We start from the raw sequence: 22,027 nt of genomic DNA on the forward strand, positions 1-22,027 counted from the left end.
AGCAAAGCGCAAAGACAGGCTCGGCATGGGGGCTTGCCGGTTGGGCCGGAGCTACTTTTTCGGCAGGGTTCTGACGAAGGCGCGGGCGCGGTCGAGCCACTCACCCAGGACGAAATCCTCCTCTATGGCGTCCCCGCTCACTTCCACGAAACCGCTGATGGCCCGCCCGCCCATCTCCATCGCGATGGCCCCCGGCTGGGTTAGTGCCGCCTCCATGCCATCCTTGCCGACCCGGACCAACATTGACCCCTCCTTGGTCGGGGCGACCAGCATGTTTCCATCCAGCATGAAAGCAATGGCACCGAACATCTTCTGTTCGCGGATATTTTCCTCTGGGGGCAGAATGGCCCGGATGCGCTCGGCCAATTCCTCGGATGCCATGCTCATGACGATCTCTCCGGTCGATAGGCGGTGTGATGGGGAATGTGTTCGTCGATCAGGTCCCAAGCCGCCTGGCTGCGGGCAAAGATCAGTTGATTGGGCGCGAACCAATCATTCCGGCCGGCAAAGAGCCCGGCGGGCACGAGGCGCAGGGCAGGGGCGCGGGACGACAAGGCGAACAGTGTGGTGCCGCATTCGGGGCAGAAGTGCCGCGTGAAGGTCGCGCCGGAATTGGCTGGCCTGGCGTAGCTTGTCGTCGCTCCATTTACTGCCAGGTCATCAGCCGGGAACAGCACGATTGAGGAGTGACCGCTGCCCGAGGCTCTTTGGCAATTGTGGCAGGAGCACTGGAACATCGAAACCGGCCGTCCCTTGATCGCAAGGGTCACCGCGCCGCAATCGCAGCTTCCGGAAAGGTCCAGGTCGGGCATGTGTTTGGCACTCATGGCGGCCAGGCTGGCACGCGCCGGACCCCTCTGCAAGAGCTTGCCATCGCCGGCCACAGGCGCAAGAGTGCCGGGGCCTTGCCGGGAGAGACAATGGCGCTGCATCCAGATTATCCACTGACCACCCAACGGCTATCGTTGCGCCCGTTCACTCGGGGTGATGTCGATGCGGTGTTCGCCTATCGCGGGCGGGAGGATGTGGCGCGATACCTGTTCGACACCCCGCTCAGCCGCGAGGAATGTGCCCTAGCTATCCAGCAACGCACGTCCCAGACCCGGCTCGAGCAGGAGGGCGACCGCGTGGTGCTGGCGGTCGAGACCCTCGACAGCACAGCACTGGTGGGTGAGGTTTCGCTGATCTGGCGGTCGGTGGAGGCGCGGCAGGGCGAGTTGGGCTGGATCTTCCATCCGGCCCATCAGGGGTTGGGCTATGCCAGCGAGGCCGCAAACAGGATGCTCGACCTGGGCTTCGGGGCGGCGGACCTGCATCGCGTCTTTGCCCGCTGCGATGCACGCAATGACCGGTCATGGCGGCTGATGGAGCGGCTGGGCATGCGGCGCGAGGCGCATTTTCGCGAACACGCCCTGTTCAAAGGCGGCTGGGACGAGGAATTCTACTACGCCATGCTGCGCGATGAATGGCGCGCCTTGCGGCAATCCGGCGCGCCTTGAGGCTCTGTCAGCGCAGCGTCAGATTGGGAAGATATTTCCTTCTCGCACAGGAACTTCAGACTGCACCCGACGTTCTCGATCTGGTGCCTGTTGATCGCCAGCGGAGGAAGTCGGATCATGTCGTCATTGCGCCTGCCCATCGAGACCGACCACCTGCTGTTGCGGCCCTTCGAGCGTAGCGATGTCGATGCCGTCCGGCGCTATCACACGCTTCCTTCCGTCCAGCGCTATGTCGAGCGGCCCACCCGCTATCCCGAGGATGTTGCCTCGGCCGTGGCACTCATGCGCAGCCAGGTTGAACTGCATCGCCCGGGCAATACGCTGACCCTCGCCATGGTCCGGAAGGGAGATCATCACCTGCTCGGGCAGGTGAGCCTTAAATGGTCGGACGCGACGGCCGGGCAGGGCGAGTTGCGCTTTGCCATCGACCCGGCCCAGAGCGGCAAGGGTTATCTCACCGAGGCTCTCACGGCTCTCATCGACCTCGCCTTCGATCATTTCCGCATTCACCGGCTCATGGTGCGGTGCGACGGGCGCAGCCACCACTCGATCAAGCTGATGCAGAAACTGGGCCTGCGGCTCGAGGCGCATTATCGCGAGCATGCGCTGTTCCAGGGCGAGTGGGACGAGGAATTGCATTTCGCCATTCTCGACCGTGAATGGCGGCCGAGCGCCAAGGTACATGAACTGCCCCGGCGTGACCGCGTCGCCTGAATTTGCCCCGCCGCCGCAATTGAGCTATGTCGCCGCCAGTTTCCAGCGGATTGGCGGCAATGGCAGGCACCGACAGCTCTCAACCTATCACCCTTGCGCCCTCGCCGGCGATCATCCTGTGCGAACCGCAACTGGGTGAGAATATCGGGGCGGCGGCGCGCGCCATGGCCAATTTTGGGCTGTGGGACATGCGCCTCGTGCGCCCACGTGATGGCTGGCCCAATGAAAAGGCTATCGCCGCCGCCTCGCGCGCGGACCATGTGCTGGAACGCGTCCGCGTTTTCGAGACGCTGGAAGAGGCGATTGGCGACCTGACCCTGGTCTATGCGACCACGGCGCGCTCGCGCGACATGCAGAAAGAGGTGCTGGGGCCCGAGGAGGCTTCCACCAACATGGCCGGCCATATCACGGGCGGACACAGGGCAGGACTGCTGTTCGGGCGCGAGAAATGGGGACTACTCAATGAAGAAGTCGCCATGGCTGATGCCATTGTCACCCTGCCGGTTGAGGCCGCCTTTGCCTCGCTCAACATCGCCCAGGCCGTGCTGCTGATGTCCTATGAATGGCGCCGCACCAGTGCCGAGGGCAGGGCGCTGCCCTTTTCCGACGGACTGGCGGAAGCTGCGCCGCGCAGCGAGCTGGTGGGCCTGTTCGAGCATCTTGAAGGGGTCCTGGAGCAGAGCGGCTTCTTCACGACGCCCGACAAGAAGCCCAGCATGGTCAACAATCTGCGTACTGCGTTGACCCGCGGCCGCTTCACCGCCCAGGAAATCCGCACCCTGCGTGGCGTCATCTCCTCCATCGACCGCAAGCATGAGCGGCCCAATCCTAATCGGATGACGAAGGCGGAGAAAGCTGAAGAGTAGCGCCTCCACTTCCCCTTTGACCGTTCATCGCCGAAATGCGATGAGCGGTGCACCATGAGCGCGCCCACCCCCACCGAGCCATCCAAGCTCGCCTTCACCTATATCGGTTTCCGCTTTTTCTGGCTGACGACGCTGCTGGTCAGCTTCGCGGTGCAGATCATGTCGGTGTCGATTGCCTGGCAGATCTACGATGTCACCGGCAATGCCTTTCTTCTGGGCCTTGTCGGCCTGTGCCTGTTCCTGCCGGCGCTGCTGCTGATGCTGGTCACCGGCCTGACCGCCGACCGCTTTAACCGGCGCGGCATCATGGCGATCTGCCTCAGCGTGGAGCTGGGCTGTGCGCTGGCCTTCCTGCTGCTGGTCAACGCCGAGGCGCATGAGGTCTGGCCGATCTTTGTCGTGCTCATTGTTCTGGGCACGGCCCGGGCCTTCTGGGGGCCGGCGGCCCAGTCGCTGGCGCCCAATCTGGTGCCCTCCGAGGCGCTCTCCAACGCCATCACCGTCAATGCCTCGGCATGGCAGTTCGCCTCCATCACCGGCCCGGCCGCGGGCGGGCTGCTTTATGGCATATCGCCGACCTTTGCCTTCGGCACCGGCGCGGTGCTGTTGCTCTGCGCGGTGGTGACCGTGCTGCTCATTCCGCGGCCGGCGCAGCGCCAGTCGCATCAGGCGACCAGTATCGAGACCATCTTCGGCGGCTTTCGCTATATCTTTTCCAACAGGGTGGTGCTGGGCGCCATCTCGCTCGATATGTTCGCGGTGCTGATGGGAGGGGCGGTGGCGCTGCTGCCGGTCTATGTCAAGGATATCCTGCATGCCGGCCCGGTGGAGCTTGGCCTGCTACGCGCGGCGCCGGGCATTGGCGCCATTGTCATGGCGCTCTGGCTGACGCGCTTTCCGGTGCGCGACCATGCGGGCAAGATATTGTTCCTGTTCGTGGGGCTGTTCGGCGCCTTTACCGTCATTCTCGGCTTTTCCACCACAGTCTGGCTCTCCATCCCGGCGCTGGCGCTGGTGGGCGCAGCGGACATGGTCAGCGTCACCATCCGCGAAACCATCATGCAGCTCTGGACGCCCGAAGAGGTGCGTGGCCGGGTCAATGCGGTCAACTCGGTCTTTATCGGGGCGTCCAACGAATTGGGCGAATTCCGCGCCGGCACGGTGGCGCATCTGATCGGGCCGGTGCCTGCCGTGGTCATTGGCGGGTTCGGCGCCATGGCCGTGGCCGTCATCTGGAGCCGCATCTTTCCCGAATTGCGCGAACAGCGGCATATCGACAAGCGCATGGCCTGAGTTTGCGCTAAACCGGGGTCATGACGGATTCGGTACTACAGTCTGCCAATAGCCATGCCCTGTCGCGCAGCGGCATGGCGATCATGGTCCTGGCTGTCACCATCGTGCCCATAGGCGATGCGCTGTCCAAATCGCTGACATCGCAACTCAATCCGTTCGAAATCGCCTTCTGGCGTTTCGGTTTTCAACTGGCGGTGCTCGGGCTGGTGCTGGTCGTGATGCGGCGCCGGCCGGAGCAAGGTCCATTGGGGTTGATCCTCCTGGGCGGCGCGACCTCGGCCATCACGCTCAGCGCTCTGATCGGCGCGTTTGTCACCATGCCAATCGCCACGGCGATTGCGATCTTCTTTGTCGAGCCCCTGGTGCTCACTGTGCTCTCGGCATTGTTCCTCAAGGAAAAAACGGGCTGGCGCCGCTATCTGGCAGTAGCCGTAGGCCTCGGCGGCGTGCTGGTCGTTATCCGGCCGAGCTGGGATATTTTCGGCTGGGCGTCCCTGCTGCCGCTCCTGGCCGCGCTGGCCTTTGCCGTCAATGCCATCGCCATGCGCGCGCTCTCGACCCGCATGGGCTCGGTCTCGATCCAGTTCTGGTTCACCCTAGTCGCAGTCGTCCTGCTCGGTGCGGGCTTGCTGACCTTTGACAGATTGAAGCTGGTCTCGGCCTCGGGCCTTGACCTGTCCGGGCCCTGGGCCCAGTTCACGCTCATGGGGGCGTTGTCGGCTTTTACCTTCTTTCTCTTCACTGAAGCGTTCCGGCGGACACCGGCCTCCACTCTGGCGCCGTTTCAATATCTCGAAATCGTCGGCGCAACGCTGGTGGGCTATGTCGCCTTTGGCGATTTCCCTGATGTTTGGACCTGGGTGGGTACGGCCATCATCCTTGCGGCCGGGCTCTATGTCTTTCATCGCGAAAGGCAGGCCGCGCGCGGTCACGCTTGACTCGCCGGGTTCGTCCCTCTAAGACGCCCGCACCTATTCCGGCCTTTTGGCCCATAGGCGCACCCGGGATTCTCTGTTGGGAGTCTGTCGGTCCTGGCGCAAGTCAGGGCAGAGGAGGGCGTGATCCATGTCAACCAGCGCATGGCCGTTACCGAGGAGCCCGAGGCTCTTCGGGGTCGAGCGCGATTTAAAGGATACGCGATGTCGAAGCGTCATTCAGCTAAGTACAAGATTGACCGCCGTCTTGGCGAAAATATCTGGGGCCGTCCCAAGTCCCCGCTCAACGCCCGTGCCTATGGCCCCGGCCAGCATGGTCAGCGCCGCAAGGGCAAGCTGTCGGACTACGGTCTGCAGTTGCGCGCCAAGCAGAAGCTCAAGGGCTATTACGGCTCGATCACCGAGAAGGGCTTCCGTCGCCTGTATGACGAAGCCAACCGCCGCAAGGGCGATACCGGCGAGAACCTGATCGGCCTGCTCGAGTCGCGCCTGGACGCCATCGTCTATCGCGCCAAGTTCGTGGCGACCGTGTTTGCGGCCCGCCAGTTCGTCAGCCACGGCCACATCCTGGTCAATGGCAAGCGCGTCAACATCCCGTCCTACCAGGTCAAGATCGGCGACAAGGTCGAAATCCGCGAGCGCTCCAAGCAGCTCACCGTGGTCCTCGAAGCCGTCCAGCTCGCCGAGCGTGACGTTCCGGACTATGTGGAAGTCGACCACAACAAGATGACCGCGACCTATGCCCGCGTCCCGACCCTGACGGACGTGCCATATCCGGTCCAGATGGAACCGAACCTGGTCGTCGAGTTCTACTCGCGTTAATCGCGACGACGAAGCTATCGAATTGGAAAGGGCCGCTCCTTGGGAGCGGCCCTTTTGTTTTACGCAGTTCACCGTTCCGAGGCCGCCCGTCCGAGCGGCCTCGTCAAAGTCACGGGTCACCCGGTTTGCTGGCCACGCCCACATCCACCACTGCTTCGTGCGGCAGGGGGTGGTCGGGTAGGTCGGCATCAACGACTAGCGGGACATCCGGCGGCATGTGACTTTCAAACGCCCGCAGGCGCTTATGCACCGATAACAGCTCGACAATCGTCGGCCAGGCCGAGACCAGGAATTGAAATGACGCCGACACGCGGTTGAAGGCCAGAACGACCTGCTGATAGGTGCCCATGGTCATGGCGCCCGCCACCAGCGAGGGGGCCATGACCAGCATCGGCAGAATGCTGGCGACATTGCCGTAGGAAAAACGGGCGAGGTTGAAATAGGTGTAGTGCCAATAGAGCCGGAAATAGTTTTTCTGCACGCTGGCAAAGAGCTGCCGAACCGAAACGGGCTCGGCACGTTCCGAATCGTCCTCGCCATAGACCAGCTCCTTACGGAATGCCGCCTCGACGCGCTGATTGTGGAATTGCAGGCCCGGCAGCTTATAGCCCACAGCTGCCAGCAAAGCGGTGCCAAATGCGGCTAATACCAGCGCCACCCAAACCAGCGCGCCATCGACATTTCCGATGATCGGAATGGTGGTGATGTTTGCGGAAAGGCCATAGAGGAGGGGCAGGAAGACCACCAGAACCATCATGGAATCGAAGAACGCCACCAGCAGGCCCTCGAGAATTTGTGCGAGGCGCATGGTATCTTCCTGCACGCGTTGGGATGCCCCTTCGATGTGCCGCAATTGCTGCCATTGGCTCATATAGTAAAAGGTCATCGCCCGCCGCCACCGAAACACATAGTGCGAGGTGAAGAATGAAAGGGCGACGATCAACAAGATATAAGGCGCCATTACTGCGGCATAGATATAGGTCTGCTCGGCAATCTGGTCGAAAGTGACTGTGCCGGGATTGGACGATCCCCGCTGCAAGAGATCGAAGAAAATGCCATTCCAGCCGTTGCTCCAGGCATCCCACTGAACCGTAAAATATGTGACCTCCAGAATGGTCACCGTGCCGACAACCGACCACCAATACCAGTAGTGGCGCTTGTAGACATACCAGAACAAGCAGAAGGAATAGCCCGTCATCAGCACATATTGGTAGAGCCAGATTTTATCGGGGGACAGGAACGGGTCAGGCACCGCTTCCGTGGGTTGAACGCCTAGCCATTGGCCCAGTCCGATGACGCTCGACAGGGCATCGCCCGCCGTGAACCATATAGCCATGGCGGCAATGATCCACAGTGCGGCCGACGAGAAGAAGATTTTCGGATCAGGGAAAAATGAGCGGAACACCGGGAGACTCCAGGGTGTCGTGAAGATGCTGTCATCTAACTGTGGCGAACAGCTTAAAACAAGGCGCGGAAGTTAAGCATTGGTAAGGTTGTGCACCGCCGGTTTGACTTCCCATCCCAAGCTTTGGACGCTATCAGCTACGCAACACCTCAAACGAGAGTTTCGCCATGAATGCGGTGATGGACGCCCCCGCCACGCCGGACGAAGACACCGACATCGGCGCGCACCCGATCTTTGCCTATGCGCCGCGCTCGGTGGAGTTCAACAAGCTCCGGAAGCGCCTGATCCGCAACACGCGGGAGGCGCTGGAAAAGTTCGCCATGGTGCGGCCGGGCGAGAAGTGGCTGATTGCCCTTTCCGGCGGCAAGGACAGCTATGGCCTCCTCGCGCTGCTGCTCGATCTCAAATGGCGCGGCCTGCTGCCGGTCGAGTTGCTGGCCTGCAATCTCGACCAGGGACAGCCGAACTTTCCAAAGCATATCCTGCCGGAATTCCTCACCGGCCTCGGCATCGAGCATCGCATCGAATACCAGGACACCTATTCCATCGTCACCGACAAGCTGCCACAGGGCGCCACCTATTGCTCGCTCTGTTCGCGGCTGCGGCGCGGCAATCTCTACCGCATTGCGCGGGAGGAGGGGTGTACGGCGCTGGTTCTCGGGCATCATCGCGATGACAGTCTCGAAACCTTCTTCATGAACCTGTTTCATGGGGGCAAGCTCGCCGCCATGCCGCCCAAGCTGGTCAATGACGAGGGTGATCTCGAAGTGCTGCGGCCGTTGATCTATTGCGCCGAGGAGGATTTGCAGCGCTTCTCCGATGCCATGGCCTTCCCGATCATCCCCTGTGATCTGTGCGGAAGCCAGGACGGGTTGCAGCGCAATGTCACCAAGGCCATGCTGAGCGACATGGAACGCGCTATGCCCGGGCGCAAGGATGTGATGATCCGCGCATTGGGCAATATCAATCCCAGCCACATGCTCGACCCGCGCCTGTTCGATTTCGCGGGACTATCCACCCAGAAGAAGGACGCCTGAGCCCATGAATATCGATCGCCTCGCCGCCATTCTGAAACAGGCCGCACAAGAGGAGATCATGCCGCGCTTCCGGCGACTGGACGAGGGGACGATCAAGACCAAGTCCGGCGCCTTCGACCTCGTTACCGAAGCCGATACCGGTTCCGAGCGCCTCATCACCGCAGCCATCCGGGCGCATTCCCCCGATATTGTAGTGATCGGCGAAGAAGCGGTGTCCGCCAATCCAAAACTGCTCGAGGCCAGCTTCGAGGATCGAATCGTCATCTATGTCGATCCCGTTGATGGCACTGCCAACTTCGCTGGCGGCCTGCCGCTGTTCGCGGTCATGGCGGCGGTGGTGCAGAATGGCGAGCCGGTGGCCGGGGTGATCTATGATCCGATGGGGGACGACTTCCTGATGGGTGAAAAAGGCTGCGGCACCTGGCAGGTCTTTCCCGATGGTCGCCGCAATCGCATGAAATTTGCGGATGCGGTGCCGCTGGCCGAAATGGGTGGTCTTGCCTCGACGTCGTTCCTGCCCTTCGAGCAGCGCCGCACGGTCCTGGGGAACCTCGCCAAGGTCAAGATGCTGGCCGGCTATCGCTGCGCTGGGCATGAATATCGCTATGCTGCCGGCGGCCATGTGCATTTCATGATGTATAACAAGCTGATGCCCTGGGACCATGTCGGCGGGGCCCTGCTGATGCGCGAATGCGGCGCCCATGTCGCCAAGTTCGACGGGTCGCCCTATCGTCCCGGCGATCTCGGCGGCGGGCTGCTGGTGGCATCGGACCAGGACAGCTGGAATGTGCTGCGCCGCGAGGTCTTTACCGTCTAGGCCGTCGAAAACCGGCGCGCTGCTTCGTCATGGTGCCAGTGAACACAGGAGAGCACCACCATGTCCTTTCAAGCCTATCTCGACGCGGTTGAGATCAAGACCGGCAAGACGCCGCGCGAAATTGTCGACCAGGCCAAGGCCAGGGGATTTGACGACCCAAAGGTGAAGGCTGGTCAGATTCTGGAGTGGCTCAAGGTCGAGTATGACCTGGGCCGTGGCCATGGCATGGCGCTGGTGCATGTCATCCGCAAGGGGCCAGAGATCGACATGAAGCATGTTGGCACGGACGGCGTGCATCGCGACGAGAGCAATATGCTCTGGCTGGATGGGGCCGCGAACAAGCTAATCTGAGGCGCTTGCCACGACTCATAAGTCTGTGCTTATGTGTAAAGTATGAGCGAAGCCGATATTTTCAAAGTCCTGTCCGACCCGACTCGAAGGGCCATTCTCGAACGCCTTGCGGCCGAGGAGATGACGGCCACCGACCTGAGGGAGGGCTTTGCCATCACCCAGCCGGCGATGAGCCAGCATCTGGCGGTGCTGCGGGGCGCGGGGCTCATCAGCGAACGGCGCGCGGGGCGCTATGCCCATTACCGCGTCGATCCGGAGGGTTTCGCGCCGCTCCATGGCTGGCTGGCACGCTATCGGGCCTTCTGGCCCAGCCAGATCGACAATCTCAAGGACCTGCTGAGGGGGATGGATCAATGAGCGATGGCGCAGACATTCTGGTCTTTGAGACGATGCTCGATGCACCGCCGGAAAAGGTGTGGCGGGCGCTGACCATCCCTGAATATCGCGAGCGCTGGTTGAAAAAACCGGTGGATGCGGAGATTGACGTCATTGCCTCGGACGAGAACAAGAGCCTCACATTTCGCTGGCGGGAGCCGGGGCAGGGCGTGGCTGTCGACCCGGAAGAAAGCCTCGTCACCTTCGAATTGACGCCAGAGGCCAATGGCGGCACCTGGTTCCGCCTGACCCATGCCCCGGTCGTCGTTCCCGTGGCTGCCAATACCAATGAGAGGGCCGGGCCGGTTCTCATGCTGGCCGCCTGACCGCTCACCCCTTCGCCCACATCGCAAAATCAAGGAGGTCGCCCATGCGCGACATGATGCAACTCGTCCCCATGGTCGTGGAGAATTCCAGCCGCGGCGAACGCGCCTTCGACATCTATTCGCGGCTGCTGCGCGAGCGGATCATCTTCGTCAACGGCCAGATCGAGGACAACATGGCCTCGCTGATCAATGCGCAATTGCTGTTTCTCGAGGCCGAGAACCCGAAAAAGCCGATCTACTTCTATATCAACTCGCCGGGCGGCGTGGTGACGGCGGCCCTGGCCATCTACGACACGATGCAGTTCATCCGGGCGCCGGTCGGCACGCTCTGCATGGGCATGGCGGCCTCGGCGGCGACGTTGTTGCTGGCGGCGGGCGAGGCGGGGCATCGTGCCTCGCTGCCGAGCACCTCTATCATGCTGCACTAACCCTCAGGCGGCTATCAGGGCAAGGTGACGGATATCCTGATCCATGCCGAGGAGAGCATGAGGCTCAAGCGGCTGACCAACGAAATTTACGCAAAACACTGCGGTCGGACTTACGAAGAAGTCGGGACGGCGCTGGAGAGGGACCGCTACATGGCGCCGGAAGAAGCGCGCGCCTGGAGACTGATCGATCACGTCTATTCGGACCGGTCCCAGCTCGAATTGCCGGGACCGGACCTGACTTAGGGTTCAGTGGGCGTCCATCATCGGCTCACCCTTGGCGTCGGCATATTGCTCGCCGACGCCGAACAGGCGGCCGTTTTCGGCGATCAGGATAAACACCAGTGACAAGATGCCCATGGTGAAATAGCCCGTGGCGGCGGGAATTGTGGTCCCGTCGAAGAGCTGGCCGATATAGCCGCCGATCAGCGCGCCGCCCACGGTCTGGATGAAGCCGAAGACCGAAGCGGCCGTGCCGGCGACAGCGCCAAGCGGCTCCATCGAGAGCGAGTTCATGTTTGAGGCGGACCAGCCGAACGAGAACATGATGATGCAGAGCAGGCCAAAGAACAGCCAGAGCGGCAGGAAGCCGGACATGGCAAAGGCCAGCCATACGCCGGAGCCGATGGTGAAGGTCAGCATGGCGCCATGCGACAGGCGCCGCATGCCGACCCGGCGCACGACCTTGGAATTGGTGAAGGACGACACCGCCATCAGCCCGGCCATGGCCGCGAAGGCCACCGGAAAATAAACGCCCAGGCCATAGATATCGACATAGATCTGCTGGGACGAGCTGATGAAGCCGAACAGCGCGCCGAAGAGGAAGGTGCCGGCCAGGCCATAGGAGATGGCAACCCGGTTGGTGAAGACGATGCGGAAGCCATCGGTCACCCCACGCAGGCTCAGCGGGCGCCGCTTGTCGAGCGGCAGCGTCTCGGGGAGGCGGAGAAAGGTCCAGGCCCAGAAGACCAGTGCCAGCCCGCCCATGAAGATGAAGATAGTCTGCCACGGTCCCGTCAGCAGCAGCACCTGGCCGATGCTGGGGGCAATCACCGGAATGGCCATGAACACCATGAACACCAGCGACATCACTTCGGCCATTTCGCGGCCCGAATACCGGTCGCGCACCACCGCGGTGGTGATGACGCGCACGCTGGCGGCGCCCATGCCCTGAATGAACCGCAGTACCAGCAGCATGGCGAAGCTGGGTGCAAAGGCGGCAAAGATCACCGCAACGATGTAGACGCCGATGCCCACCAGCAGAGGCGCGCGGCGCCCAAAGCGGTCGGTGAGCGGGCCGAAGGCAAGCTGGGCCACGCCCATGCCGATCATATAGGAGGTGATGACGAATTGCCGTTCGTTCTCGTGGCTGACGCCAAGTGCTTCGCCCATATAGGGCAGGGCCGGCAGCATGACGTCGATGGCCAGGGCATTGAGCGCCATGAGCGCAGCCATCAGGGCAATGAATTCAGGGCGCGAGAGAACCCGCGTAAAGTGATCTGACATGATTGAAACTCGTCAAAGCCGAGGGAGACCGGCCAAAGGAATGGCCGGACCATGAACCTCCTGAATAAATTTGGCAAGCGATCAATCGGCAAAAGCCGATGGATCGGCTATGCCGGCTTGAGCGCAAAATTGCTGTCGACGCGCTCATTGATGGGAATATGGATGGCCGCGGAGGCCAGGCCGAGCAGGATGCCCAGATACCAGACCAGGTCATAGGCGCCGGTGAGGTCATAGACGAAGCCGCCCAGCCAGACGCCAACAAACGAACCGATCTGATGGCTCAGGAACGCCATGCCATAAAGCATGCCCATATAGCGCGGCCCGAAGAACATGGCGACCAGGCCCGCCGTCAGCGGCACCGTGGAGAGCCAGAGCAGGCCCATGGCTGCGGCGAAGGTGTAGGCCGTCAACTCGCTGACCGGGAACATCAGGAAGGCGGCGATGGCGATGGCCCGGAGAAAGTAGATCAGGGCGAGCAGCATCTGCTTGGGCAGGCGCGAGCCAAGCCAGCCGGACATCAGCGAGCCGACAATGTTGAACAGCCCGATGACGGCAATGGTCCAGCTGCCCACTTCCGGCGACAATCCGCACTGCACCAGATAGGCCGGCATGTGGACATTGATGAAGGCCAGGTGGAAGCCGCAGACGAAGAAGCCGATCACGAGCAGCCGGTAGGAGCCAAAGCCCCAGGCGCGTGACAGCGCCTGCATGAAGGGCAGGTCAGCCTGGCCGGGCACCGACTCGGCCCGACCGCGCAGGGCGGCCGAAAGCGGAATGATCAGCAGCAGCAGCACGGCGATATAGACCAGCGCCATCTGCCAGCCGAAGGCGGAGATGAAGCCCTGGCCAAGCGGGGCAAAGATGAACTGACCGGCCGACGACGCGGCCGTGGCAATGCCGAAGACGAAGCTGCGCTTCTCGGCCGGCACCACGCGCCCAAAGGCCGCCATCACCACGCCGAAGGAGGCAATGGCAATGCCGACGCCGGTCACAAGCCCGGCGGTGAGCGTCATGGTCAGCGTATCGGGCGAAAAGGCCATGCCGAGCACGCCGATCGCATAAATGACGCCGCCCACCGCCAGGACCCGCGCCGACCCGTAACGGTCGGCCATACCGCCGGCAAAGGGCTGGGCGATGCCCCAGACCAGGTTCTGGATGGCCATGGCCATGCCCCATTGCTCGCGCGACAGGCCCAGGTCCTCGGTCACCGGCAGGGTGAACAGACCGAACGAGCCACGGGTACCAAAGCCGATGGCTGCTATGATGCAGCCGGCGATGATGACGAGCGGCAGGGGAACTGCAGGGCGGGCGGCGGTAACGGTCATGGTGGGAGTCTCAGCGTGAGGTCCGCGCAATCTACGCCCGCCGTTTCATCACGCAAAGCGATAATAGCTGATGGGGGTGATCAGAGTTTGTGATAAGGGCGAGCTCCTGCTTGTGCGGCCCAAAACGCCCGGTGGTAGGAGCTGAAGTGGAAGGTGCCTGTCAGGCCGCAGCGCCGAAAAAACCAAAAGGCCCCGCCGGTTAGGGCAGGGCCTTCAAAATCTGATTCACTTCGAACGGGATCAGGCGCTCTGCTTGACCTCCACGCCGGCCTGTTGGAATTGCGTCTGCAATTCGCCGGACTGGAACATTTCCCGCACGATATCGGCACCGCCAACAAATTCGCCCTTCACATAGAGCTGGGGAATTGTCGGCCAGTTGGTGTAGGCCTTGATGCCGTCGCGCAGCTCGTCGCTTTCGAGAACGTTGGCGCTGGAATAATCGACGCCGAGATAGTTCAGGATCTGGACGACCTGGCCGGAAAAGCCGCACTGGGGGAAGTCCGGGGAGCCTTTCATGAACAGAAAGACGTCGTTGTTTTTCACCTTGTCGTCGATGAAGGCATTGATGTCGGTCATGGGCGGAGCCTTTCAAAAGTCCGGTTTCAAGGGCCGGCTGAATTCGCCCTTAAATAGGATAGCTCCGGCGTGCTGTCGAGGGTAGCGTCCGGAGATAGCGATACTTACTGCGTGGCGGAGCACTGTTCCATGCCTGTGGCTGTTGCCACACCTGTCGCGACGTCAAAAACCTGCTCGCGGGTGATCACGGCGCCGAGCCCGTTGCTGGTATATTCGTGATACTTCGGACAGTTGTCGATATCGCCCTGTTCGAAGCGCTGCCAGTAGGTGACACTGGCATCGGAGAGGGAGACCTCGTCGCCTACGCCTTCGTCCACCACCACCTGCCGGGCGGCCAGGTCAAGGATGACAATATCTCCGTCTGGGCCGGTCGAGCGCGTCAGCACCAAATATTGTCCAAGGAGGCCCTCGTACCAGAGCGGCTCATCCTTTAAATTGACGACGAAATCTCCGTCCTTTTCCGTGTAGGTGCAGTCGATCTTCCCCATTGTGGGCTGCCGGACCAGGATGTCCGTGCCTACATCGTCCAGTCTTTCCTGGGCAATGACCAGATAGTCTTCATTCTGGAAGCACTGGGCGTCTTGGGCCATGGCCAGGCCGGCGCTCAGGGCCAGCAGGGATGCCGCAATCAGGGGAAGGCGGTACATAGGGAACTCCGGACGGTTGGTGAAAGGCTGGTATCAGGCGTCAGGCGAGGCGGCTGGCGATCCAGTGATGTTCGAAGAACTGGGCGTTTGTATCAAACAGCACCGCCTCCCAGCCGGCCGATCGGGCCACATTGATCACCTTTTGCGTATCGTCAAAGAATAGTGGTGGCCCTTCAATGCGCCCCATACGGTGGTCGGCAAAGGCGAAGAAGCCCTTATGCGCCTTGGTCATACCGATCCGGGCTGAATAGAAGATGTCCTCGAATATATCGCCGAAGCCAAGTGTCTGCCAGAGCCATTGCGCGCGCATGTGATCCTGGTTGGTGGCGATGAACAGGCGGACATCCGCATGCGTCTTGAGCCGCCGGATGGCCTCCAGCAGTTCAGCATTCACCTTGCTGTCATTGGCCAGCCAATACTGCGCGAAGGCCATGGGCGAGCCACTGTAGCCCAGGCCGGGCAAGCGCTTGTCCAGCGCCTCGATCAGCGGCATTTCACCGATGACCACCTTCTTGATGAAGATGTCGAAGATGAACTCTTCACGAAAGCGGTCGGGATCGACGCCCAGATCGATGAGCAGGTTCTCATCCCAGCGCCGCTGCCGCTCGGGGCGGGCGTGATAGCCATGCACCAGCACACCATCGACATCGAAGACCACGGCGCGGGTCATTTGACTTTGGCCGGCATTGCACCCAACCCATTCAGGACTTCGGTGGGGATACGGAGGTCGCGGATGACTTCGGCGTGCCTTCGAAAGCCGATCAGTTCGCGCTGCACAAAATAGGCCCAGACGGCTTCTCGCGCTTCTCCCAGCCAGGTCTGGCGATCCTCGCCGCTTTCCAGCCCTGCGACGGCCTTGATAACCCGGCGTTCCGCTGCGCTCAGCGAACTGGCGCGTTCGGCCAGGATTTCGTGATCAGGCGCTGTGGTGCCGGCTTCGGGCCGCACCGTGCGGATCAGGTCAAGCGAGTCGCGCAGGCCCGACATGGTTAGTCCGGAACGTTGGTCTGGAGGGCCAGGGCATGCAGCGCGCCACCCATGTCGCCCTGCAGCGCGGCATACACTAATTGGTGCTGCTGCACCCGGGACTTGCCGCGGAAGGCTTCGGAAATCACCGTTGCGGCGTAGTGGTCGCCGTCGCCGGCAAGGTCGCGGATCTCGATCTGGGCATCGGGCAGGGCAGCCTTGATGCGGCGCTCGATCTCGCTTGCGTCCATGGCCATGTGTTCTCTCCCGCTGTCAAAACTGATGGCGCCGGCAGGGTCCGGGCCATGCGCCTGATATGGCATGCGGCAGAGGCGTCTTCAACCGGCCCTATTGGGCGGGGACGGCCTCAGGCTCAGGCGCAATTGTAGCGCCAATGCAGCAGTCGGCATCCGAAGCCGTGGCGAAATTGGCGATGATGAAGTCGACCACTGGGCGAGCCTGCTCTGCCTGATCGGTGGCAAACAGGCAATCGAGCACATAGCCGCGGCCATTGGAGACCGTTTCGGTATGCACCACGGTCAACGGCACGCCCATGGCCGATTCAGGGCTGGTGCCGTCATAGATCAGGGCTGTGGCATCTTGATAGTCCGTCAGGCCTTTGCTGGTCAGGGCAAAGCCGGGCATGATCTCGGACCATGACGCAGCAACTTCGCCATCGTCCAGCGCGTTCAGGGCCTCCTCGGCGGTCCAGGTGGTATCTTCCACTGGCACCACGCTCATTTCACATTGAAGCGGCGCTTCGGGGTGATTGATGGTGATGGGAGCCTCGCCACCACCGCTCGCCGTCATCGGCTCGGGATAGATCAGCGTATAGGGCAGGGTCGGCAGGATGGAGCGGACGACGTTGACATTTTGCGCCGCGGCCAGCGTCGGAGACAAGACAAGGCCCAGGACGGCGAGTGCCGCGACCGCTGTGTGCTTCATCTTCAACTCCTGTGAGAACGCCATACATCGAGGCAGCAAAGCGCCCCAAAGAACGGCGATCATATGGCAGCACCGGTGAATTGCCAGCCTAGCCGTTCATATAGCTGGGGAACCAGCTTTCATGGGCGGCGGTCAGTGTGGCCACGGGCACCGGCCGGGCGGCGCCAAGGGTCAGCGCGTTGCCGCCGGTGGTGCCGATCCAGGGGGCAAAAATGCCCAGCGCTTCCGCCTCTTTCCAGAGGGCCGCGATTTCGGGGCCCTGTGGATCGAGATTTATGGTCACCAGGTAGCGCCCCTGGTCTTCGCCGAAGAAGGTGAGGATCGGGTCATTACCCTCCACATCGGTCACGGTCGCGCCGATGCCGCCGGCCATGGCCATTTCGGCCAGCGCCACGCCAAGCCCGCCATCGCTGAGGTCATGGCAGGCTGTAGCCACGCCCGAGCGGATCAGCTTGCGCACGAAATCACCGGTCTTCTTTTCGGCGGCGAGATCGACATGCGGGGCGTCGCCATCGCGGCGGTCGAACAGGTCGCGCAGATAGATCGACTGGCCGAGATGCGTGCCGCGCTCAGCCGGACCACCAATCAGCAGGATGGGCTGGTTCTCTGCGGTGAAGCCGATGCCGACGCTCTGCGTCCAGTCCGGCAGCAGGCCAACGCCGCCAATGGTCGGCGTCGGGAGGATGCCGCGGCCATTGGTTTCGTTGTAGAGGCTGACATTGCCCGAAACGATGGGGAATTCCAGCACCCGGCAGGCTTCGCCAATGCCCTCGACGGCCTTGACGAACTGGCCCATGATTTCGGGGCGCTCGGGATTGCCGAAGTTGAGATTGTCGGTGGCGGCCAGCGGCTCGGCACCGGTAGCCGTCAGGTTACGCCAGCATTCGGCCACGGCCTGCTTGCCGCCCTCATAGGGGTTAGCCTCGCAATAGCGCGGATTGACGTCAGAGGAGAAGGCGAGGCCTTTGGTCTCATGCCCATCGACGCGGATCACGCCGGCATCGCCGCCAGGGCGCTGCATGGAATTACCCTGGATCAGAGTGTCATATTGCTCATAGACCCAGCGTCGCGAGGAGCATTGATGCCCGCCGACCAGCGCCAGCAGCGCTTCGGCCACGTCCATCTGCGGTATGTCGGAGCCGGCCAGCGCGGCGGGCGCCTTGGGTTCGGTCCAGGGACGGTCATATTCCGGAGCCGCGTCGCCGAGGTCCTTGATTGGCAGATTGGCGACTTCATCGCCCTGCCAGAAGACGCGGAAGCGCAGGTCGTCAGTGGTCTTGCCGACAGTGGCGAAGTCCAGTTCCCACTTCTCGAACACTTTTCGGGCTTCGGGTTCCTTTTCCGGGTGGAGCACCATGAGCATGCGCTCCTGGCTTTCGCTCAACATCATCTCGTAGGCGGTCATGCGCTCTTCGCGGACTGGCACCTTGTCGAGGTCGAGCTCGATGCCGAGATCGCCCTTGGCGCCCATTTCGACGGCCGAGCAGGTCAGGCCCGCCGCGCCCATGTCCTGAATGGCGATGACGGCGCCGGTTGCCATCAACTCAAGGCAGGCTTCGAGCAGGCGCTTTTCGGTGAAAGGGTCGCCGACCTGTACGGTGGGACGCTTTTCCTCGATATCGTCGCCGAATTCGGCCGAGGCCATGGTTGCGCCGCCGACGCCGTCGCGGCCGGTCTTGGCGCCGAGATAGACCACGGGCAGGCCGACGCCCTTGGCCTCGGAGTAGAAAATCTTGTCTGTGTCGGCCAGGCCCGCCGCAAAGGCATTGACCAGGTTATTGCCATTGTAGCGCGCGTCGAATTCGACCTCTCCGCCCACCGTCGGCACGCCGAATGAATTGCCATAGCCGCCGACGCCGGCGACGACGCCATTGACCAGATGCCGGGTTTTTTCGTGGTCGGGAGCGCCAAAGCGCAGCGCGTTCATCACCGCCACGGGGCGCGCGCCCATGGTGAAGACGTCGCGGAGGATGCCGCCCACGCCGGTCGCGGCGCCCTGGTAGGGCTCGATATAGCTCGGGTGGTTATGGGATTCCATCTTGAAGACGACCGCCTGACCATCGCCGATGTCGACGACGCCGGCGTTCTCGCCCGGTCCCTGGATGACGCGCGGACCCTTGGTGGGCAAGGTGCGCAGCCACTTCTTGGAGCTCTTGTATGAACAATGCTCATTCCACATGGCCGAGAATATGCCCAACTCGGTATAGCTCGGCTCCCGCCCGATCAGGTCGAGGATCTTCTGGTATTCATCCGGCTTCAGGCCATGGCTGGCGACCAGCTCGGGAGTGATGGCGATGTCGTTGCGAAGGGTCATCAGAGATAGGGTCCCGGGGAGGAGAACTCAGGAAGCGGCAGGCCGGCGCGCCAGCGCCCGGTCGATGCCGATGGTGATGAGATAGAGGATGGACAGCCCAAGGGCGACCAGCACGATATTGATGGCCACCTGCCCATAGCCCAGTTCGAAGGCATTGAGGTTGGGATAGGGATAGGCATTGGTCAGCGCGCCACGCACCATGACATAGGCCAGGTAGACCAGCGGCGGCACCAGCATGGCGGGCAGGGCGGCATAGTCCAGCGTGCCGTGCTTCTGCGTCACGCTCCACCAGAGCAGGTAAAGGATCGGCGCCGCATAGTGCAGCAGGTAATCGCAGACCAGGAACAGCCCCTCGGGCTGCCAGATGGGCCGCAGCAGCACATGATAGAAGATCATCACCAGGGCCATGACGCCGGCCATCATGGCGCGGGTCACGGCCGCGCGGAACCAGCCCAGCCAGGTCCAGCCGACCAGCGCCGAGAGGTAGATCAGCGCGATGGTGATATTGGTGAGGATGGTGAAGAAGCTGAAGAACTGCACCAGCGCTTCGACCAGGGTCATGCCATTGGCCAGATAGGCCGGGATGGAGATCGAGAACTGCAGGCCCAGCGCAATGACGCCGAGCAGCAGTCCGGCCCATGTCAATGCGCGGTTCAGCATCTCGCCGCCCTCACGCCACCTGCTTGAGCGCGGCAGCGAACAGGGCGCGCCCATCGTCCCCGCCATGGGCGGATTCGATCAGGTTTTCCGGGTGCGGCATCAGGCCGAGCACGTTCTTGCCTTCGTTGAAAATGCCGGCAATGTCGTGGATCGAGCCATTGGGATTGGTGCCCTCGGCGTAGCGGAAGGCCACGCGGCCTTCGCCTTCGATGCGCTTGAGCGTCTCGGCGTCGGCGAAGTAATTGCCATCGTGATGGGCCACCGGGCAGCGGATGATCTGGCCCCTGGCATAGCCGCGGGTGAAATCGGTGTCGGCATTGACCACCTCGAGCTTGACCTCGCGGCAGACAAATTTGAGCGAGGTATTGCGCATAAGGGCGCCGGGTAGCAGGCCGGCTTCGATCAGAATCTGGAAGCCGTTGCACACGCCGAGCACTTTCACGCCCCTTGCGGCGCGCTCGCGGACCTTGTCCATGATGGGCGAGCGGGCCGCGATGGCGCCGCAGCGCAGATAGTCGCCATAGGAAAAGCCACCGGGAATGACGATGAGATCGGCGTCGGGAATATCGGCATCCTGATGCCAGACCACGGATGGCGTCACGCCGCCGATCTTGGTCAGCGCCGCGATCATGTCACGGTCACGGTTGAGGCCCGGAAACACGATGACAGCAGCCTTCATCGGTCAATCCTTATCTCTGTCAGGGATGTGCGAGGCCCTTGTGGTGGCTCTTGCTCAAAAAGGCAAGGGGCCTGCGCGCCGGACGGGGCGAAATGCCCAAGGAATACGGCACAATTTGGGAACCCTGTCACATGTTTGGCCGTTGGCTTCCTGTGTTCTATCAGGGAGAATTTCGATGCAGGCGCAAACCCCACCCAGCGGCAAGCCTATGACCATCCGCGGGGCCGACGGCAGGCCCCATCTGGCCTCTGACATGAAGCGGCAGTCCACTCCAGTGCCGCCGCGGCGCATCCGGCCCATCGTACCGGCGATTTTCCGTACGCCGGACTGAGTTCGGCATTACCTGGAAAAGAAAACGGGCCGGTCGCAGGACCGGCCCTTTCTTCTATTCAGCCGGCGCGGCGGCGCCTGCCGGTTGCCTGGCGGTTCCGGGGAGATGGGCCCAGCCGGGACGTTCGAACAGGAACTTGCCAAAGCTGAGTTTCTGCACGATCAACCACAGCATCAGGGGCGCGGTGATGGTGACGACCATGGTGAGCAGGCTCACCAGGTTGACCTCGTCGATGCCCAGTCCGAGCAGGATCGTCCGGGCAATGCCCATGGGCAGCACGAAGGCGACATAGATCACCAGTGACTTCGAGCCCAGCCAGCGCAGCCAACTCATGAAGGCTACACGGGCCAGCAGGGCCGCCACCATGCAGATTGCCGCCGAACCGGCCAACGCCAAAAGCAGGTGCAGGCCGGGCAGGGCGCCCCAGCCCATCTCGATATGCACCGGGTCCATGCGGAAGCCGGGCGAGAACACCATTACTGCATTGGCCAATACCCAGATCGCCAGAACGCCGAGCGCCGTCAGGACATGGCTCGCTGTCCAGTCCGCCAGCCGGAAAAGTTGCGGCGCGAAAATGGCGCCCGCGTAGAAATAGACAAAGTACTCGGCAAACTGGTCCACGACATAGCTGCCGGTATGGATGCTGGCCATTTGCAGCACCGCCGCCACCGCCAGCACGCCCCAAATTGGTGCCTTGATGTCGTGGAGGAGCTTGCTCACCAGGCCGAACACCGCGAGCATGTAGATGAACCACAGGACCCCATAGGGCTCGATCACCGCCCAGGCGAGCGAGGTCACCGCTCCAGCGGGATCGCGGGCGATCAGCCCTTCCTTGAAGATGATGTGGATGACCGCCCAAAGCGCGTAGAAATAGGCATAATGGACCACGCGCCGGTCGGCAAAAGTCTTCCAGGGACGGTCGATCACCTGGCTCAGGAACAGTCCCGAAAGCAGGAAGAATTCCGGCATGCGGAAGGGCATGGCGAAGGCGATGGTCCAGTGCAGGAAGCCGGTCTGGCCGGTGTCCTCGCCAACGCTGGCGGCGCAGTACATGGTGACGACGAGAAAGATCGACAGGCCCTTGGCCATATCCACCCAGTCCAGGCGGGTTCTGTTGCTATCCATGCGCTATCGCCTCCACAATTCACGCGAGCAGCATAGGGGCAAGTCCTTACCGACCCCACCAAAGTCTGCTCTCAGCCTTAAGGAAGTG

At 62.2% G+C, this 22,027-nt stretch carries 27 protein-coding genes and 1 pseudogene; 13 read left to right on the top strand and 15 right to left on the bottom strand.

What is annotated here, in order from left to right:
* Window positions 1–51: 51 nt before the first annotated feature.
* Window positions 52–387: a TfoX/Sxy family protein gene (locus ACXYMS_RS05005; protein WP_458904199.1), complete on the bottom strand. Its 336-nt coding sequence runs from the start codon at window positions 385–387 to the stop codon at window positions 52–54.
* Window positions 384–932, bottom strand: coding sequence for a GFA family protein (locus ACXYMS_RS05010; protein ID WP_458904201.1), 549 nt, complete (start codon window positions 930–932; stop codon window positions 384–386). The genes ACXYMS_RS05005 and ACXYMS_RS05010 overlap by 4 nt, the downstream gene beginning before the upstream one ends.
* Between ACXYMS_RS05010 and ACXYMS_RS05015 the strand changes: the two genes are divergently transcribed.
* The 6 genes from ACXYMS_RS05015 (at window position 921) to rpsD (ending at window position 6,129) form a co-directional block, all read left to right on the top strand.
* Window positions 921–1,499 carry a GNAT family N-acetyltransferase gene (locus ACXYMS_RS05015; RefSeq protein ID WP_458904203.1) on the top strand — a complete coding sequence of 193 codons (579 nt, stop codon included), beginning with the start codon at window positions 921–923 and terminating at the stop codon, window positions 1,497–1,499. The genes ACXYMS_RS05010 and ACXYMS_RS05015 overlap by 12 nt on opposite strands.
* 117 nt (window positions 1,500–1,616) lie before the next feature.
* Window positions 1,617–2,213 carry a GNAT family N-acetyltransferase gene (locus ACXYMS_RS05020; RefSeq protein ID WP_458904205.1) on the top strand — a complete coding sequence of 199 codons (597 nt, stop codon included), beginning with the start codon at window positions 1,617–1,619 and terminating at the stop codon, window positions 2,211–2,213.
* A gap of 59 nt (window positions 2,214–2,272) precedes the next feature.
* Window positions 2,273–3,079 (top strand): RNA methyltransferase, encoded by an 807-nt coding sequence (locus tag ACXYMS_RS05025; RefSeq protein WP_458904207.1) that lies wholly within the window; start codon window positions 2,273–2,275, stop codon window positions 3,077–3,079.
* A 54-nt stretch (window positions 3,080–3,133) separates the two neighbouring features.
* Window positions 3,134–4,372, top strand: coding sequence for an MFS transporter (locus tag ACXYMS_RS05030; protein ID WP_458904208.1), 1,239 nt, complete (start codon window positions 3,134–3,136; stop codon window positions 4,370–4,372).
* Between the two features lie 20 nt (window positions 4,373–4,392).
* Window positions 4,393–5,310 carry a DMT family transporter gene (locus ACXYMS_RS05035; RefSeq protein ID WP_458904209.1) on the top strand — a complete coding sequence of 306 codons (918 nt, stop codon included), beginning with the start codon at window positions 4,393–4,395 and terminating at the stop codon, window positions 5,308–5,310.
* A gap of 201 nt (window positions 5,311–5,511) precedes the next feature.
* Entirely contained in the window at window positions 5,512–6,129 is a 618-nt protein-coding gene (gene rpsD / locus ACXYMS_RS05040; protein WP_458904210.1) for a 30S ribosomal protein S4, read from the top strand.
* 109 nt (window positions 6,130–6,238) lie between these two features.
* On the opposite strand, the gene sbmA is transcribed toward rpsD, so the two are convergent.
* A complete protein-coding gene (gene sbmA, locus ACXYMS_RS05045) occupies window positions 6,239–7,534 on the bottom strand; it encodes a peptide antibiotic transporter SbmA (protein ID WP_458904212.1) in 1,296 nt (431 codons plus the stop codon).
* Between the two features lie 167 nt (window positions 7,535–7,701).
* On the opposite strand from sbmA, the gene ttcA reads away from it, so the two are divergent.
* The 6 genes and pseudogenes from ttcA to ACXYMS_RS05075 all read left to right on the top strand — a co-directional run bounded on the left by ttcA (window position 7,702) and on the right by ACXYMS_RS05075 (window position 11,111).
* Window positions 7,702–8,571 (top strand): tRNA 2-thiocytidine(32) synthetase TtcA, encoded by an 870-nt coding sequence (gene ttcA / locus ACXYMS_RS05050; RefSeq protein WP_458904214.1) that lies wholly within the window; start codon window positions 7,702–7,704, stop codon window positions 8,569–8,571.
* A gap of 4 nt (window positions 8,572–8,575) precedes the next feature.
* Window positions 8,576–9,388 carry an inositol monophosphatase family protein gene (locus tag ACXYMS_RS05055; protein ID WP_458904215.1) on the top strand — a complete coding sequence of 271 codons (813 nt, stop codon included), beginning with the start codon at window positions 8,576–8,578 and terminating at the stop codon, window positions 9,386–9,388.
* Window positions 9,389–9,448: 60 nt separating this feature from the next.
* Complete coding sequence (locus ACXYMS_RS05060) at window positions 9,449–9,739, top strand: DUF4287 domain-containing protein (RefSeq protein WP_458904217.1); 291 nt, start codon at window positions 9,449–9,451, stop codon at window positions 9,737–9,739.
* A 42-nt stretch (window positions 9,740–9,781) separates the two neighbouring features.
* Window positions 9,782–10,096 carry an ArsR/SmtB family transcription factor gene (locus ACXYMS_RS05065; protein ID WP_458904218.1) on the top strand — a complete coding sequence of 105 codons (315 nt, stop codon included), beginning with the start codon at window positions 9,782–9,784 and terminating at the stop codon, window positions 10,094–10,096.
* Window positions 10,093–10,440, top strand: a complete 348-nt coding sequence (locus tag ACXYMS_RS05070; protein ID WP_458904219.1) for an SRPBCC domain-containing protein — start codon at window positions 10,093–10,095, stop codon at window positions 10,438–10,440. Before ACXYMS_RS05065 ends, ACXYMS_RS05070 begins: the two co-directional genes overlap by 4 nt.
* Before the next feature lie 44 nt (window positions 10,441–10,484).
* Window positions 10,485–11,111, top strand: a pseudogene (locus ACXYMS_RS05075) (ATP-dependent Clp protease proteolytic subunit).
* 3 nt (window positions 11,112–11,114) lie between these two features.
* On the opposite strand, the gene ACXYMS_RS05080 reads toward ACXYMS_RS05075, so the two are convergent.
* The 11 genes from ACXYMS_RS05080 to purQ form a co-directional block, all read right to left on the bottom strand.
* Entirely contained in the window at window positions 11,115–12,371 is a 1,257-nt protein-coding gene (locus ACXYMS_RS05080) for a multidrug effflux MFS transporter (protein WP_458904220.1), read from the bottom strand.
* Window positions 12,372–12,478: 107 nt separating this feature from the next.
* Entirely contained in the window at window positions 12,479–13,696 is a 1,218-nt protein-coding gene (locus ACXYMS_RS05085; RefSeq protein WP_458904222.1) for an MFS transporter, read from the bottom strand.
* A gap of 240 nt (window positions 13,697–13,936) precedes the next feature.
* On the bottom strand, window positions 13,937–14,272 hold the full coding sequence (gene grxD, locus ACXYMS_RS05090; RefSeq protein ID WP_458904224.1) for a Grx4 family monothiol glutaredoxin: 336 nt from the start codon (window positions 14,270–14,272) through the stop codon (window positions 13,937–13,939).
* Between the two features lie 104 nt (window positions 14,273–14,376).
* Window positions 14,377–14,919 carry a hypothetical protein gene (locus ACXYMS_RS05095; protein ID WP_458904226.1) on the bottom strand — a complete coding sequence of 181 codons (543 nt, stop codon included), beginning with the start codon at window positions 14,917–14,919 and terminating at the stop codon, window positions 14,377–14,379.
* A gap of 40 nt (window positions 14,920–14,959) precedes the next feature.
* Entirely contained in the window at window positions 14,960–15,589 is a 630-nt protein-coding gene (locus ACXYMS_RS05100) for an HAD family hydrolase (RefSeq protein WP_458904227.1), read from the bottom strand.
* Window positions 15,586–15,906, bottom strand: coding sequence for a DUF6665 family protein (locus ACXYMS_RS05105; RefSeq protein WP_458904229.1), 321 nt, complete (start codon window positions 15,904–15,906; stop codon window positions 15,586–15,588). The genes ACXYMS_RS05100 and ACXYMS_RS05105 overlap by 4 nt, the downstream gene beginning before the upstream one ends.
* A gap of 2 nt (window positions 15,907–15,908) precedes the next feature.
* Window positions 15,909–16,142: a BolA family protein gene (locus ACXYMS_RS05110; protein WP_458904231.1), complete on the bottom strand. Its 234-nt coding sequence runs from the start codon at window positions 16,140–16,142 to the stop codon at window positions 15,909–15,911.
* Window positions 16,143–16,233: 91 nt separating this feature from the next.
* Window positions 16,234–16,830, bottom strand: a complete 597-nt coding sequence (locus ACXYMS_RS05115) for a hypothetical protein (protein ID WP_458904233.1) — start codon at window positions 16,828–16,830, stop codon at window positions 16,234–16,236.
* Window positions 16,831–16,918: 88 nt separating this feature from the next.
* Window positions 16,919–19,144 carry a phosphoribosylformylglycinamidine synthase subunit PurL gene (gene purL / locus ACXYMS_RS05120; protein ID WP_458904235.1) on the bottom strand — a complete coding sequence of 742 codons (2,226 nt, stop codon included), beginning with the start codon at window positions 19,142–19,144 and terminating at the stop codon, window positions 16,919–16,921.
* Between the two features lie 27 nt (window positions 19,145–19,171).
* The gene (locus ACXYMS_RS05125) at window positions 19,172–19,804 is read right to left on the bottom strand and encodes a Pr6Pr family membrane protein (RefSeq protein WP_458904236.1); all 633 of its coding nucleotides are present in this window, start codon (window positions 19,802–19,804) and stop codon (window positions 19,172–19,174) included.
* A 10-nt stretch (window positions 19,805–19,814) separates the two neighbouring features.
* Entirely contained in the window at window positions 19,815–20,483 is a 669-nt protein-coding gene (purQ, locus tag ACXYMS_RS05130; protein ID WP_458904237.1) for a phosphoribosylformylglycinamidine synthase subunit PurQ, read from the bottom strand.
* Window positions 20,484–20,658: 175 nt separating this feature from the next.
* Here purQ and ACXYMS_RS05135 point away from each other — a divergent pair, with 175 nt between their 5' ends.
* Window positions 20,659–20,814, top strand: coding sequence for a hypothetical protein (locus ACXYMS_RS05135; protein WP_458904239.1), 156 nt, complete (start codon window positions 20,659–20,661; stop codon window positions 20,812–20,814).
* 54 nt (window positions 20,815–20,868) lie between these two features.
* Here the strand turns inward: ACXYMS_RS05135 and ACXYMS_RS05140 are convergent, their stop codons facing one another.
* The gene (locus ACXYMS_RS05140; RefSeq protein WP_458904241.1) at window positions 20,869–21,939 is read right to left on the bottom strand and encodes an acyltransferase family protein; all 1,071 of its coding nucleotides are present in this window, start codon (window positions 21,937–21,939) and stop codon (window positions 20,869–20,871) included.
* Window positions 21,940–22,027: the final 88 nt, after the last annotated feature.

It is taken from the genome of Devosia sp. CAU 1758, assembly GCF_054482695.1.